This window comes from Cellulomonas sp. CW35 (assembly GCF_052378485.1).
GTDB classification, from domain to species: domain Bacteria; phylum Actinomycetota; class Actinomycetes; order Actinomycetales; family Cellulomonadaceae; genus Cellulomonas; species Cellulomonas uda.
Window position 1 is genome coordinate 1,051,981 of the sequence record NZ_CP199000.1, and the last position, 13,845, is coordinate 1,065,825.

A 13,845-nucleotide genomic window follows, 5' to 3' on the forward strand; every position below is an offset into this window, starting at 1 on the left:
CGGGACCCGATGCCTCGTGGAGGTGGCGCGTGCGGCCGTCAGGCGGGGCGGGCGCGGGAGCGGGCCGACGAGTCGGCCCAGCGGCGGGAGATCGCGGCGACATCCTGCTCGAGGAGCGGGTCGGGCAGCGGGGGACGGCCCGGTGAGGCGCGCAGTCCGTCGAGCAGGGCGGTGGTGTAGCGGCGGTAGGCGTCGGGGCGGGTGTCGACGGCGTGCTTGGCGAGTTCGGTGACCATCCAGAGGACGACGACCACGTCCTGCTCCGTGGCTCCGTCGCGCAGGTCGCCCTGCTCGCGTGCCCGGCGGAACAGGTCGCGCGTGAGCTCCTCGATGCCGCCCGTGACCTCGGGGACGAGGTCCTCGTACCCGCCCAGGGCGGCGTCGCGCAGGCCGATGTTGTCGACCAGCAGGTCGGTCACGCGGCCGACGAGCAGCACGAGCCCGTCCCATGCGCGTGGCGTCGCGGCGGCCTCGCGCGCCACCGCGTAGAGCTCGTGGAGCGGCGCGGCGAGGGCGGCTTCGAGGAGCTCGCGGCGGTCGGCGAACCGGCGGTACACGGTGCCGACGCCGACGCCCGCGCGGTGCGCGACCTCGTTGAAGCCGACGCCGAGGCCGTGCTCGGCGTACAGCTCGCACGCGGCGCGGATGATCCGCTCGCGGTTGCGCTCCGCGTCCCGGCGCAGCGGCGCCGGGTGCGCCGTGCCGTGCGCCGTGCCGTGCGCGGGGGTCGGGGTCCGCGCCGGAGTCCTGTCCATCCGCTCAGGGTAACCCGCAAGCGGATACGTGAGATCAACTTCACACCGGGCAAGCGGATGACCCGAATCAACTTGTGTGCCTACGATGCGGATCTGGAATGACGTGCCGGCGCACCCGCCGCACGCGACGACCAGCCGGCGGCGCCGGCGGGAGGACACCCCCCTCATGGCTGAGCTGCTCTACCGGATCGGTATGTTCGCGGCGCGTCGCGCCTGGCTCGTCGTCGGCGCGTGGGCCACGGCCCTCGCGCTCGCGGTCGGCGCGTTCCTCACGTTCGGCGGCACGCTGACGGAGGCCATCTCGATCCCGGGCACCCCGACCGCCGAGGTCACCGACCGGCTCGCGCGCGAGCTGCCGTCCGCGAGCGGCGGGACCGGGCGCGTCGTGTGGAGCACCGACGACGGCTCGGCCCTGACCGACGAGCAGCAGCAGGCCATCAGCGCCGAGCTCGCGAAGGTCGCCGACGTCGACGGCGTCGTGCAGGTCGCCGACCCGTTCGCCACCGAGGCGCAGCGCGCCGAGCAGGCCCGGCAGGTCAGCGAGGGGGAGCAGCAGCTCACCGCCGGCAAGGCGGAGCTCGACGCGGGCCAGCAGCAGCTCGCCGACGGCCAGGCGCAGCTCGACGCGGGACGCGCACAGCTCGAGAGCGCACAGGCCGAGCTCGACGCGACGGTCGCGCAGGTCGGCGACAACGCCCAGACGCAGGCCGCGCAGGCCGAGCTGGACGCGCAGCGCGCCCAGCTCGACGCCCAGCAGAAGGCGCTCGACGACAAGCAGGCCGAGCTCGACGCGGGGCGCGCGGAGCTCGAGGCCCGCGCGCCGCAGCTCACCGACGCGAAGGCGCTGCTCGACATGGCGTCCGAGATCCGCCTCGTCTCGAGCGACGGCTCGACCGCGGTCGGCACGGTCGTGTTCGCCCTGCCCCAGCACGAGGTCCCGGACGAGACCAAGCAGGCCGTGGTCGACACCGTGACGGCCGGCGTGCCCGACGGCGTCACCGCGGACTTCTCGACCGAGATCGCGCAGGGCTCGATCCAGCTCGGCGGCGCCGCCGAGGCCATCGGCGTGCTCGTCGCGGGCATCGTGCTCGTCGTCATGCTCGGCACGCTCGTCGCCGCGGGCCTGCCGCTGCTCAACGCGCTCGTGGGCGTGGGCGTCGCCGCCGCGGGGGCGATGGCGTTCTCCGGCGTGGTCGAGATGACCTCGGTGACGCCCGTCCTGGGCGCGATGCTCGGCCTCGCGGTCGGCATCGACTACACGCTGTTCATCCTCAACAGGCACCGGCGACAGCTGCGGCTCGGGATGGACGTGCGCGAGTCGATCGGACTGGCGAACGGCACGTCGGGCAACGCGGTCGTGTTCGCCGGCACCACGGTGCTGATCGCGCTGCTGGGCCTCAACCTCACGGGCATCGACTTCCTGGGCCTCATGGGCACCGTGGCGGCCGCGAGCATCCTCGTCGCGGTGCTCGTCGCGGTCACGCTCACGCCCGCGATGCTGGGGCTGCTCGGCCGCCGGATCCTGCCCGCGAAGCACCGCGACGAGGTCCGGCCGGACGCGCACGAGGTCGCGCAGCCCATGCCCAACGGCCGGGCGTGGCTGTCGATCGTCGCGGGGGTGGGCGTGCTCGTCGTCGTGGCCCTGCCGGCGCTGTCCATGCGCCTGGGCCTGCCGACCGGCGCGAACGAGCCCACGGAGTCGACGCAGTACCAGGCGTACGCCGCGGTCTCCGACGCGTTCGGCGCGGGCGTCAACGGCCCGCTCGTCGTCGTCGCCGACCTGCCCGAGGCGGTCACGCAGGACGACCTCACGTCCGTCCAGGCGCGCCTGGGCGCGCAGCTCATGGCCGACGACGACGTGGTCGCCGTCGCGCCGGTCGGCACCAACGAGGCGCGCACGGTCCTGGTCTTCCAGGTGGTCCCTGCGCAGGGGCCGGACAGCGAGTCCACCGAGGAGCTCGTGCACACGCTGCGGGCGCTCGAGGTGGACGGCGGCACCGGCACGTTCCAGGTCGCCGGGAGCGCGAGCGCGAACATCGACATCTCCGAGAAGCTCGCCGACGCGCTGCCCGTGTACCTCGCGGTGGTCATCGGGCTGTCGATCTTCATCCTCGTCGCGGTGTTCCGCTCGTTCCTCGTCCCGGTCGTCGCGACCGGCGGGTTCGTGCTGTCGCTGTTCGCCGCGATGGGCGGCGTCACCGCCGTCTACCAGTGGGGCTGGGCGGCGGACCTGTTCGGCGTGTCCAACCCGGGCCCGGTGCTGAGCTTCCTGCCCACCCTGCTGGTCGGCATCCTGTTCGGCCTCGCGATGGACTACCAGCTGTTCCTCACCTCGGGCATGCGCGAGGCGTACGCGCACGGGGTTCCCGCGCGGCGCGCGGTCATGGAGGGCCTGCACGCGGGCCGGGCCGTCGTGACGGCCGCGGCGATCATCATGATCTCCGTGTTCGGCGGGTTCGTGTTCTCCCACCTGTCGTTCGTCCGGCCGCTCGGGTTCGCGCTCGCGTTCGGCGTGCTGCTCGACGCGTTCGTCGTGCGCATGCTGATCATGCCCGCGGTGCTGCACCTCGCCGGGGACAAGGCGTGGTGGCTGCCGAGCTGGATCGACCGCGTGATGCCCGACGTGGACGTCGAGGGCGCCAAGCTCGAGCGTCGTCACCCGGGCGTTCCTGGCGGCGCGCCCACCGAGCCGACCACCGAGCCGACGAGCGGGCCGACGAGCGAGCCGACGAGCGGGCGCTGACCCGTCAGCCGCCGGTGCGCGGCGGGAGCGTCGGCGCCCAGCGGCGGTAGCCCGCGCGCAGCTCCACCGGACGGTCGTCGTCGCCGCCGTGCCCGGCGACGTCCTCCCACAGCACCAGGAACGTCCCGCGGTGCCGCCGGCGCAGCCAGCCGGCGAGCACCGCGGGCGCGCGCGCGTCGGACCGCTCGTAGCCGAGGAACGACGTGCCCGTGCGTGGCGAGACGAGCAGGCCGTGCAGGCGTGGCGCGGCGAGCGCGCCGTCGAGCGGCCCGTCGAGCACCAGTCGTACGTCGACGACGAAGCCCAGGGGACGTCCGCGGTCGTCGACGACGCGTGCGTCCAGCAGGTCACTCAGGAGCATGGCGACCCCCCGGGATGCGTCCGATCACGTGCTCGCGCAGCCATCGCTCCACCCACAGCACGTCGAGCTCCTCACCGTGCACGCCCAGGCGGACGACGACCCCCACGTCCGTGACGTGCCGCCACGCGATGCGGTGCCAGCGGCTGCGCGGCGGGCGGCCGCCGAAGATCCGGGTCGCGAGCACGGGACCGGACAGCAGGTCGGTGACGACCACGAGCCCGTCCCGCTCGGCCAGCTCGACGTCGTCGACGGTCGCCACCGGGTCACCGGCCACGTCGTCGACCTGGCGGTCCAGCAGGTGCAGGCGGGCGTCGAGGACCAGCCCGGCGGGACGCGGAGGGTCGGGCAGCCGCTCGTCGGGCGGGAAGGGGCGCTCGTGGCGCCGCAGGCGTGGGCTCATCCGCCGGCTCCCGTCGCGATCATGAGGGGGATCGCCGCGAGCGACGCGGCGAGGATGACGACCAGGTAGACCAGGCCGAGCGCGTTCGTCGCCCGTCCGTTGACGTGGTCGCCCATGTACTCGCGGTCGTTCGCGACGACGAGGATCGGCAGGTACGTCAGCGGCAGCGCGACCGCCGAGAAGACCACCGAGTACTCGGTGACGGCGACCGGGTCGACGTTCGTCAGGAGCACGAGCGTGCCGACGAGCACGGCGACGGCCATCGCGGTGTGGAACCGGGCGGCCTGCGCGGGCCGGTGGTACTTGCCCCACGACCACCCGAAGAACTGCGCGAGCGTGTACCCGGTCGACAGCGCGGTCTCGAGCGCGGCGCCGAACGTGGCCGCCACGATCCCGAGGATCACGAGCGCGAGCAGCAGCTTGCCGCCGGCGAGCGCGACGGGCAGCGTGATCTGAGACAGCGTCGAGACCTCGATGCCGCGGGGGAGCAGGACGACCGCCGCGCACCCGGCGATCGCGACGGACAGCAGCCCGCCCAGCGGGAACCCGATGAGCACGTTCGCACGCGAGACGGACAGGTCCTTCACCGTCCAGCGCTCCTCGCGCGCGCCCGACGAGAAGAAGAACACCTCGTAGGGCGTCATCGCGGCGCCGAACAGCGCGACCGCGTAGTACCAGTACGTGGGGACCGGCTCGCTCGCGGGGACCTGCGGGCGCGTCGCCTGCTCGACGAGCTCGCCCCAGTCGGGGCCGAGCTGGAACAGCGCCACCGCGAACGCGACGAGCGTGAGGCCCAGCAGCCCCGCGACGTTCTCCAGGACCGAGAACTTCACGCGCCACAGCACGAGCCACACGGCCAGCCCCGCGAACGGGATCCACAGTCGCCGTTCGACGCTGCTCGCGAGCTCGAGCGCGAGCGCGATGCCCCCGATCTCCGCGGTGAGCGTGAGCAGGGTGACGAGGAAGGACGCGACGAGGTTCGCGCCGCCCACCCGCGGGCCGAGGCGTTCGCGGATGATCTCGAACGTCGCGCGTCCGCTCACCGCGGCGACGCGCCCCGACATCTGCGCGAACAGGCAGATCCCGACGACCCCGACGAGCACGACCCACACGAGCGACAGCCCGAACCGCGCACCGACGACCGCGTTGGTGACCAGGTCGCCGATGTCGACGAAGCCGCCGATGGCCGTGAGGATGCCGAGCGCGACCGCGAAGAACTTCTTCACGAAGCCGCCTCCAGGTCGGCCGTCACGGCGTCGATCGCGTCGCCCGCCTCGGTGAGCGCGGCCGTCACGTCGTGCGCGGAGCCCGCGGACAGGTCGTTGACCCACGCGCGTGCCGCGGCGAGCGCGGTCGTCGCGGACGCGACCGCGTCCAGCGCCCGCGCGCGGGTGTCCTGCCGCTCGAGCGGCGGCAGCGCGTCGGCGAGCGCGCTGCTCGCCGACCCGACCTCGGCGATCGCGTCGCGCAGGGTGCCGTCCGCGACGGGCGTCGTCGTGCGGTCACGGACGACGAGGTCGACGACGAGGACGCCGACCTCGACGCCCGACGACGCCTCGTCGAGTGCGGCCGTCAGGGTGACCTGCGCCGACCCGTCGGCGGACGACGGGCCGTACGCGCACCCGCCCAGCAGGAGGAGGCACGCCCCCGCGGCCGCGGCCCGCCCGGGGGTGAGTCGGCTGGTCATGTCGGTGATCGTGGACCCGCGCGGCGCGACCCGCACGGCGAGGCGCCGCGCGGGTCCGGGGCGACGGGTCAGAAGACCGGCTTGCCGCCCGTGACGCCCAGCACCGTCCCCGACACGTACGAGCCGGTCGTCGACGAGGCGAGGAACACGAACGCGTGCGCGACCTCGGCGGGCTCGCCCGCACGGCCGAGCGGGGTGTCCTGGCCGAACACCTCGACCTTCTCGGGCGGCTGCGTCGCGGGCTGCAGCGGCGTCCAGATGGGACCGGGTGCGACCGCGTTGACCCGGATGCCGCGCTCACCGAGCTCGGCCGCGAGGTTCACGGTGATGTTGTTGATCGCCGCCTTGGTGGAGGCGTAGTCGACCAGCGACTGCGACGGCTGGTACGCCTGGATCGACGTGCAGTTGACGATCGAGGACCCCTCACCGAGGTGCTCGAGCGCCTCCTGCGTGACCCAGAACAGCGCGTAGAGGTTGGTCTTCATGACCCGGTCCAGGTCGTCGGTCGTGACGTCGGCGAGCGAGTCGCGGCGCGCCATCTGGAAGCCGGCGTTGTTGACCAGCAGGTCGAGGCCGCCGAGACCGTCGACGGCGGTCCGGACGGCACCGCGCGCGGTCTGCTCGTCGCGCAGGTCGCCCGGCACGAGCACGCACGTCCGGCCCGCCTCGCGCACCCAGCGCGCGGTCTCCTGCGCGTCCTCGTCCTCCTCGGGCAGGTAGCTGATCGCCACGTCCGCGCCCTCGCGTGCGAACGCGATCGCCACGGCACGCCCGATGCCGGAGTCGCCGCCGGTGACGAGCGCGCGCCGGCCGGTGAGCAGACCGTGGCCGGTGTAGCTGTGCTCACCGTGGTCGGGCTGCGGCACCATAGGCGCCGTGAGGCCGGGGGGCTCCTGCTGCTGGGCGGGTCGGACGGCGTTCTCGTCGCTCATGGTGCGCTCCCTCGAGGTCGTCGGTGGGTCCTCGCCACGCTAGGCAGAGGTCCTGCGGACCGGCACCTCGAACGGTCGTCGACCTGGTGGGAGACGTCCCGCGGGGAACCGGCCCAGAGACGGGCAGAGACCCGAAGAGACCCGAAGAGACAGGAAGAGACCCGCTCGCGGCCGCCGCGCTCGCCCGCACAGGGCGTCCGTGGCGTCTGGGCGGGGCTCTCGCCTCACGCTCGCGACGCGGGTCTCAGGTCGCCGCGACGGGTCGCGGCCTGGTGCTGGTCCTAGGTGTCGGCCCTAGGCGTCACGGCCCTAGGTGTCGGCCGCGCGGACGTCGCACATGCTCGCTCACCCCTTGATGTCCTGCCCCCGCACGCCTCGACGCGTGCCCGGACCCGGCAACGGCCGGTCGGGGCATCGCACCTCGGCCGGTCGGCACGTCGACCATAGGCCGCCCCGGCCGGCCCCGCATGTCGAGCGCCCCGCACGGGCCGCGCACCGCCGCCTCCCTGCACGTGCGGGTACCGGTCGCGCACCGCAGGATGGGCACGGACCGACGGCGAGGAGGAGCCCATGGGTGGCGTGGACGAGGTGCTGCAGCGCTCGGGGAGGACGGTGCGCGGCGCCGTGGCGCGGCTCGAGGAGTCCGCGGCGCTCGACCGGCCCGCGACGGTGGTCCGGGCGGCCGCACGTGCGGTGCTGCGGCCGCGCGCACTGTCCGACGTGCTGCGCGGCGTGCCCGCCGGTCACCCCGCGCACCCGCCGCTCACCGACGTGCCGATCGGGCTGTGGCTCTCCGCGAGCACGCTCGACCTGCTCGCACCCGTCGCGGGGCGCCGCGCCGCGGACCGGCTGGTCGGGCTCGGCGTCCTCGCTGCGACGCCGACGGCGCTGACCGGCTTGGCCGACTGGGGCACGAGCGAACGGAACGACCCGGCGGTGCGGCGCGTCGGCGTCGTGCACGGCGTCGCGAACCTCGCCGCGCTGGCCTGCTACTCGACGTCGTGGGTGCTGCGCCGCCGCGGGCACCGGGCGGCGGGCGTGCTCGCGGGCCTCGCGGGTGGTGCGGTCCTGGGCGTCGGCGGCTACCTCGGCGGCCACCTCGCGCTGGTGCGCGGTGTGCCCCGCCAGGACCCGGTCGCGCGCGAGGTGGACCGGGTCGCGACCGGCGTGAGCCGCACGGCGTCGCACGAGGCCACGGCGGACCTGTTCGACCCGGTGGCCGTCGACGAGTCGAAGCGCAGCACCACGGACCACGCGGAGATCCGCACCTGGGTCGAGGCGCAGGGTGGAAGGCCCGCGCTCGTCCCGCCGCTCGGGCGCGGTGAGCCGCCCGTGCCGGCGGTGATCTTCCCGAGCGGGCCGAGCGGCCACGGCGCGGTCCCCGCGACGTGGCAGGAGTGGTTCGACGCGTTCGACCGCGGCGGTCTCGCGTTCGTCCGCCCGGCACGGCTGACCGACGCGCCGCCGTTCTTCGAGCTCACCCAGGCCTGATCGGGCGGGTGCCCACCGGGGTCCTCCAGCGGTGAGAGGACCCGCGTTCGCTTGCCGTGGACGCGTCCGCGCACGTACCGTCGTGAGCGCGGCCCGTATCGGGGCGGCATGCGAGGTGGCCTGCGACGCCCTCGCTCAGGCGGGCGGTCAGCCGTATCCTGCCCGCGACGGAGCACGTCGAGAGGCAGCGGATGACGGAATGGCTCGACCCTGAGCTCGCCGGGATCCGCGCAGACCTGCCCGACGACGGCGTGGACCACCTGCTGGCCCGCCGTCCGGCGTGGCGCGAGCGTGCGTCAGGCTCGGGCACGCGCCCGGACCGGGAGGCCCACGCGGACGACGGCACGGACGCGGTGCTCGCCGACCTCGCCGCGCGGTACGAGGCCGACCGGCTGAGCTGGCAGCTCGCCGTCACCGCGGGTGGGGTCGGCAGCTTCGACTGGGACCTGCGCACGGGCCGGCTCGCGTGGGACGACCAGCTCCTGACGATCTTCGGGGTGGACCGCGCGCAGTTCGCCGGGACGATCGACGCGTTCTACGCGCTCGTCGAGCCGGACGACCGCGCGCGCGTCGCCGAGGCCGTCGAGGGGGCCGTCGCGACGTGCGGGGCCTACGAGGCCGAGTACCGCGTGCTGCGCGGCGACGGGACGGTGCGCTGGGTCAAGGCGCGCGGTCTCGCGCTCGCGGGCCCGGACGGTCGAGCGGCGCGGCTCCTGGGCGCCGCGTACGACACGACGAGCGAGCGGGACGCCGAGGCGCGCATGGACCGCGTGCTCGAGACGATGCCGGGCGCGTTCCTCATCCTCGACGACGAGTGGCGGTTCCGGTACGTGAACTCCTCGGGCGAGCGCCTGCTCGGCCGTCCGCGCGACGAGCTCGAGGGCGGGGTGCTGTGGGAGCTGTACCCGTTCGTCGTCGGCACGCAGGTCGAGGAGAGCTACCGGGCAGCGGTGCGCGACGGGAAGCCGCGGATCTTCGAGGTCGGCTCCGAGCTCCAGCGCGGGCACTGGTACGAGGTCCGTGCGTGGCCGGGACCGGACGGGCTGTCGGTGTACTTCGACGACGTCACCGAGCGGCGCGCGGCGCAGGACGAGGCGCGCGCAGCGCGTGAGCTCGAGCAGGCGTCGACGCGCCGCCTCGCGCTGCTCGCCGAGGTGGGTGACCACCTGAGCTCGACGCTCGAGACGGAGGAGGCGGTCCGCCGCCTCGCGCGGCACCTGGTCCCGACGTTCGGGTCGTGGTGCCTCGTCACGATGTCCGAGGACCAGCGCCACCTGCGGGACATCGCGGCGTGGCACGAGGACCCGACGCGCCGCGCGACGGTCGCCCGGTACGCGTCGCTGCGCATCGACTCGCTCGCACCGGACGCGTACCTGTTCCGCACGCTGCGCACCGGTGAGCCCGTCGTCGTGCCGGACGCGACCAGCTCGATCGTCCGCGTGCTGTCCGGCGGTGCGCGGGACGTCCTGCGCGAGCTGGCCCCGCGCACGGCCTACGCCGTCCCGATGCGCTCGCGCGGGCGGACGGTGGGTGCGATCACGATCTTCCTCGACGAGGGCTCGCCCGACCTCGGCACCGAGGACCTCGCGCTGCTGGTGCAGCTCGCGGACCGTGCGGGGCTCGCGCTGGAGAACGCGCGCCTGTACGAGCGTCAGCGGGAGATCGCGGTCGCGCTGCAGCGGTCGCTGCTGTCCGCGCCCGCGCAGAGCGAGGACCTCGACGTCGTCGTGCGGTACGTCGCGGCGGCGGAGGCCGCTCAGGTCGGCGGCGACTGGTACGACGCGTTCGTGCAGCCGTCCGGGCACACGGTCGTCGCTATCGGCGACGTCATGGGCCACGACACCCCCGCGGCGGCGGCCATGAGCCAGCTGCGCACGCTCCTGCGCGGCGTCGCGCACACCACGAGCGGCACGCCCGCGCAGGTGCTCGCGGCGCTGGAGTCGGCGAGTGCCGCGCTGCGCGTCGACGCGATGGCGACCGCGGTCGTCGCTCGGTTCGAGCCGGCCGACGACGACGACCTGACGACCATGCGGTGGACCAACGCGGGCCACCTGCCGCCGCTGCTCGTGCTCCCCGACGGCTCGGTGAGCCTGCTCGAGCCGGGACGTCCCGAGCTGGTCCTGGGCCTCGACCCGGGCACCACGCGCACCGACCGGACCACGACCGTGCCCCGCGGCTGCACGCTGCTGCTGTACACCGACGGGCTCGTGGAGCGCCGGGGCGAGCACCTGCGCCGGGGGCTCGCGCGGCTGGTCGACGAGGTCACGCGGCTCGTGCCGCTCGCGCGCATGTCGGGGCCCACGGGTGCGCTCGACCTCGAGCGACTGGTGGACGACCTCCTGGGCCGCATGACGGCCGGACCGCCGGACGACGACATCGCGGTCCTCGCGGTCCAGCTCCGCCCGCTCGGCGCCTGACCTCGGCGCCTGGCTGCCGCTCCTCACCTCGGCGCCTGACCGCTGCACCTGAGCTCGGTCCGGATGCGCGCGGCGCCGCGGCATGTGACGGTGTGGCTTGGTACGTCCCCGCCCGACGCGGGGGACCGCGGAGGACGCCATGACCGTGCGACATCGACTGCCGGGTCGGATCGACCTGGAGCCGGGCGTGCCCCCGATCCTGCGGGTCTCGGGTGACGTGGACTTCTCGACGGTGGACGGGTTCTGCGTCCGGCTCGGGGTGGACCAGGCCGGGGTGGGCCGGGTGCTCGCGAGCAAGGGCGTGCGGGAGATCGACCTGTCCGAGGCGACGTTCATCGACTCCGCCGTGCTGGGTCTCGTCGTCGGGATCGCGCCGTACCTGCGCCCGGACCGGCTGCGGCTGCGGGGTGCGTCGGGAGCGCCGCTCGCGGTGCTCGAGATCACGGGAGTCGACCGGCTCGTCGACCTGGGTTGACGACGGGCGCGCCGTCGCGATGCCGGCTTACGCCGGAGTGTCGGTCTGTCTGGGTACTGTCGCGCGTGTGAGCGGGGGTCCTCCGGAGAAGCAGACGTGCCGAGAGTTCGTCCTGCCCGCGCTGCGGTCGGCTGGGTGGTCGCTCGACGACGTCGTCGAGCAGTACGCGATGCAGAACCCCGAGTCGGAGCACGCCGTGCGCGCAGCGCGAGGAGTCCTCCGCGTCGCGGACTACGTGCTGGAGGTCGAAGGCGTGCCGGTCGCGGTCGTCGAGGCCAAGCGTCGTCACGCAGCGGCGGCGGACGGGATGGGCCAGGCGATCGACTACGCCCGGCGCCTGGACGTGCCGTTCGCGTACGCGACGAACGGCGACGAGATCCTGCTGCACGACCGCAACGCCGGCACCGAGACCGCCGTCGCAGGATTCGCCTCGCCGGGCGAACTGTGGCAGGCGTTCGTCGACGGGCGCGGTCTGGGCGAGCGTGGGGTGGTGACGACGCGCGTCCGGTTCGACCGGTCGCTGCGGACACACGGCGGTCGGGACGTCCAGGAGCCGCGCTACTACCAGCGGGTCGCGATCCAGCGCGCCGTCGAAGCGATCGACAGCGGACGCACGCGGCTCCTGCTGCTCATGGCGACGGGCACAGGCAAGACGTTCACAGCCCTGCAGCTCGTCCACAAGCTACGTGAGGCGGCCCGGCGACTGGACGACGGCCGCGCCTACCGGGTCCTGTACCTGGCGGACCGGGACGTCCTCGTGACCGACCCGATGAGGCATTTCGCCGAGGCGTTCGGTCAGCAGGCGATGGTCCGGCTCACCAAGAACGCGACCACGCGAAGCCGCGACCTGTACTTCGCCACCTACCAGGGCCTCGACGGTGATGCCGCGGGCGACGAGGACGCGGAGGAGGTACCGACGAGCGTGTACGAGGCGCTGCCTCGCGACTTCTTCTCGCTCGTCGTCGTCGACGAGTGTCATCGCGGCAGTGCGGCGGCCGGGTCCCGGTGGCGCTCGATCCTCGAGCACTTCGACGCCGCCGTGCAGGTGGGCCTGACCGCGACCCCGAAGCGGGACGCCAACATCGACACGTACGAGTACTTCGGGGAACCGGTCTACGAGTACGCGCTCAAACAGGGGATCGACGACGGCTATCTCGCGCCCTACCGGGTGCGGCGTGTGGTGCTCGACATCGACGCGTTCGGGTGGGAGGCGCAGGACGGGCAGATCGATGCCCATGGTCGGCCGGTACCGGCTGGGGTGTACGGCACGCGCGACTTCGAGCGGCGCGTCTCCTTCCCGGACCGGACCGATGCGATGGCACGACGTCTGGTGGGTCTGCTGCACGAGAACCCGGGCGCACGCGCTGTCGTGTTCTGTGTGAGTGGTCAGCACGCGGCGGAGATGAAGAGAGCGCTGCTCAACGCCGACCCGGACGCGACGCGCCGCGATCCGGACTGGGCTGTGCGCATCGTCGGGGCCGAGCCGGACCGGGCGCGGCTCCTGGAGGCGATGACGGATCCCACACGTGAGTCGCCGCGTGTGGCCACGACCATGCGATTGTTGAGCACGGGCGTGGACATGGAGGACCTGAGGTTCGTCGTGCTGTGCCGGACTGTCGGCTCGATGGTGGAGTTCAAGCAGATCGTCGGCCGAGGGACCCGGCTGTACCCGCCGAAGGGCAAGCAGTACTTCGAGGTCGTGGATTTCACGGGGGCATCCGCCGGCTTCGACGACCCGGAGTTCGACGGGCCGCTCCCGGCGCCGCGGACCGAGCGTGTCACGCTCGATGGCCACGTGGTGGTGGAGGACGAGGGGGCCGATCCACTGACGGACGGGGACTCCGGCGACGCCGTGGTCGAGGTCGGGGAGCCGGAGCATGGGTTCCAGGTCGACGGCGGCGGGGACCTGGGGACGGACGTGACGGGCGGGGGGTCGCCGCCCGTGCGCATCCTCACCATCGAGGGCGAGCGGGTCGAGCTGCTCGGGGAGCGACTGCGGATGGTGAACCCGCAGTCGGGCCGCCTGGAGACGCTGGAGTACCGCGACCACGTGCGCGAGGCCGTCCGGTCGATCTTCCCGACAGCCTCTGAGCTGCGTGAGGCATGGGTGGATCCGGTGCGTCGCAGCGAGCTGCTCGAGCGGCTGGGGTACGTCGGGGTCGACCTGGAGGTGCTGGCGGCACAGGCGCGTCTTGAGGACGCGGACCCGTTCGACGTACTCGTGACGGTCGCGTGGGACCTCGCGCCGCGGACGCGTCGGGAGCGCGCAGACCGGGTCCGGGCGGCTCACGGGGAGCGGATCGAGCAGCTCGCCGCCGTGGCACGGGACGTGATCGAGGTCCTCCTCGAGAGGTACGCGGAGCGAGGCCCGAGCGAGATCACGCCCGCCGCGCTCCAGGTGCCGCCGCTGACCGACCGGGCAACCGTCGTCGAGCTGGTCGAGGCGTTCGGCGGTCGCGAGGACCTGCGGGAGTGGCTCTCGGACCTCCAGCGATGGCTGTACGAAGACTCGTCTTCTTCTTGATGTATGCGCCAGTGAAGAGCGCAAAACTCAAGGAGACTTGTAGCGCACGATGGTCTAGGC

The 13,845-nt window shown here is 73.7% G+C and carries 11 protein-coding genes; 5 read left to right on the plus strand and 6 right to left on the minus strand.

Annotated elements, in window-relative coordinates:
- Positions 1 to 38: 38 nt before the first annotated feature.
- Positions 39 to 755, minus strand: coding sequence for a TetR/AcrR family transcriptional regulator (locus ACT17Q_RS04985; protein ID WP_444664988.1), 717 nt, complete (start codon positions 753 to 755; stop codon positions 39 to 41).
- 166 nt (positions 756 to 921) lie between these two features.
- Here ACT17Q_RS04985 and ACT17Q_RS04990 point away from each other — a divergent pair, with 166 nt between their 5' ends.
- Positions 922 to 3,498, plus strand: coding sequence for an MMPL family transporter (locus tag ACT17Q_RS04990; RefSeq protein WP_444664989.1), 2,577 nt, complete (start codon positions 922 to 924; stop codon positions 3,496 to 3,498).
- Positions 3,499 to 3,502: 4 nt separating this feature from the next.
- Here the strand turns inward: ACT17Q_RS04990 and ACT17Q_RS04995 are convergent, their stop codons facing one another.
- From ACT17Q_RS04995 to ACT17Q_RS05015, 5 genes are all read right to left on the minus strand, one after another.
- Positions 3,503 to 3,859: a PRC-barrel domain-containing protein gene (locus ACT17Q_RS04995; protein WP_444664990.1), complete on the minus strand. Its 357-nt coding sequence runs from the start codon at positions 3,857 to 3,859 to the stop codon at positions 3,503 to 3,505.
- Positions 3,846 to 4,259 (minus strand): hypothetical protein, encoded by a 414-nt coding sequence (locus ACT17Q_RS05000; RefSeq protein WP_444664991.1) that lies wholly within the window; start codon positions 4,257 to 4,259, stop codon positions 3,846 to 3,848. Before ACT17Q_RS05000 ends, ACT17Q_RS04995 begins: the two co-directional genes overlap by 14 nt.
- Positions 4,256 to 5,485: an Nramp family divalent metal transporter gene (locus tag ACT17Q_RS05005; RefSeq protein WP_444664992.1), complete on the minus strand. Its 1,230-nt coding sequence runs from the start codon at positions 5,483 to 5,485 to the stop codon at positions 4,256 to 4,258. The genes ACT17Q_RS05000 and ACT17Q_RS05005 overlap by 4 nt, the downstream gene beginning before the upstream one ends.
- Entirely contained in the window at positions 5,482 to 5,946 is a 465-nt protein-coding gene (locus ACT17Q_RS05010) for a hypothetical protein (protein WP_444664993.1), read from the minus strand. Before ACT17Q_RS05010 ends, ACT17Q_RS05005 begins: the two co-directional genes overlap by 4 nt.
- Before the next feature lie 68 nt (positions 5,947 to 6,014).
- Complete coding sequence (locus tag ACT17Q_RS05015) at positions 6,015 to 6,878, minus strand: SDR family oxidoreductase (RefSeq protein ID WP_444664994.1); 864 nt, start codon at positions 6,876 to 6,878, stop codon at positions 6,015 to 6,017.
- Positions 6,879 to 7,448: 570 nt separating this feature from the next.
- On the opposite strand from ACT17Q_RS05015, the gene ACT17Q_RS05020 reads away from it, so the two are divergent.
- From ACT17Q_RS05020 to hsdR, 4 genes are all read left to right on the plus strand, one after another.
- The gene (locus ACT17Q_RS05020) at positions 7,449 to 8,369 is read left to right on the plus strand and encodes a DUF2231 domain-containing protein (protein WP_444664995.1); all 921 of its coding nucleotides are present in this window, start codon (positions 7,449 to 7,451) and stop codon (positions 8,367 to 8,369) included.
- Between the two features lie 191 nt (positions 8,370 to 8,560).
- Positions 8,561 to 10,786: a SpoIIE family protein phosphatase gene (locus ACT17Q_RS05025; protein WP_444664996.1), complete on the plus strand. Its 2,226-nt coding sequence runs from the start codon at positions 8,561 to 8,563 to the stop codon at positions 10,784 to 10,786.
- A gap of 139 nt (positions 10,787 to 10,925) precedes the next feature.
- Positions 10,926 to 11,261 carry an STAS domain-containing protein gene (locus ACT17Q_RS05030; RefSeq protein WP_444664997.1) on the plus strand — a complete coding sequence of 112 codons (336 nt, stop codon included), beginning with the start codon at positions 10,926 to 10,928 and terminating at the stop codon, positions 11,259 to 11,261.
- Between the two features lie 67 nt (positions 11,262 to 11,328).
- Entirely contained in the window at positions 11,329 to 13,785 is a 2,457-nt protein-coding gene (hsdR, locus tag ACT17Q_RS05035) for an EcoAI/FtnUII family type I restriction enzme subunit R (protein ID WP_444664998.1), read from the plus strand.
- Positions 13,786 to 13,845: the final 60 nt, after the last annotated feature.

Excerpts from the sequence above, each read along its gene's own strand:
- ACT17Q_RS05020 (WP_444664995.1), top strand. The coding sequence starts at position 7,449 with ATGGGTGGCGTGGACGAGGTGCTGCAGCGCTCGGGGAGGACGGTGCGC.
- ACT17Q_RS04995 (WP_444664990.1), bottom strand. The coding sequence starts at position 3,859 with ATGCTCCTGAGTGACCTGCTGGACGCACGCGTCGTCGACGACCGCGGA.
- ACT17Q_RS05015 (WP_444664994.1), bottom strand. The coding sequence starts at position 6,878 with ATGAGCGACGAGAACGCCGTCCGACCCGCCCAGCAGCAGGAGCCCCCC.
- ACT17Q_RS05000 (WP_444664991.1), bottom strand. The coding sequence starts at position 4,259 with ATGAGCCCACGCCTGCGGCGCCACGAGCGCCCCTTCCCGCCCGACGAG.
- ACT17Q_RS05030 (WP_444664997.1), top strand. The coding sequence starts at position 10,926 with ATGACCGTGCGACATCGACTGCCGGGTCGGATCGACCTGGAGCCGGGC.
- ACT17Q_RS05025 (WP_444664996.1), top strand. The coding sequence starts at position 8,561 with ATGACGGAATGGCTCGACCCTGAGCTCGCCGGGATCCGCGCAGACCTG.
- ACT17Q_RS05010 (WP_444664993.1), bottom strand. The coding sequence starts at position 5,946 with ATGACCAGCCGACTCACCCCCGGGCGGGCCGCGGCCGCGGGGGCGTGC.
- ACT17Q_RS04985 (WP_444664988.1), bottom strand. The coding sequence starts at position 755 with ATGGACAGGACTCCGGCGCGGACCCCGACCCCCGCGCACGGCACGGCG.
- ACT17Q_RS04990 (WP_444664989.1), top strand. The coding sequence starts at position 922 with ATGGCTGAGCTGCTCTACCGGATCGGTATGTTCGCGGCGCGTCGCGCC.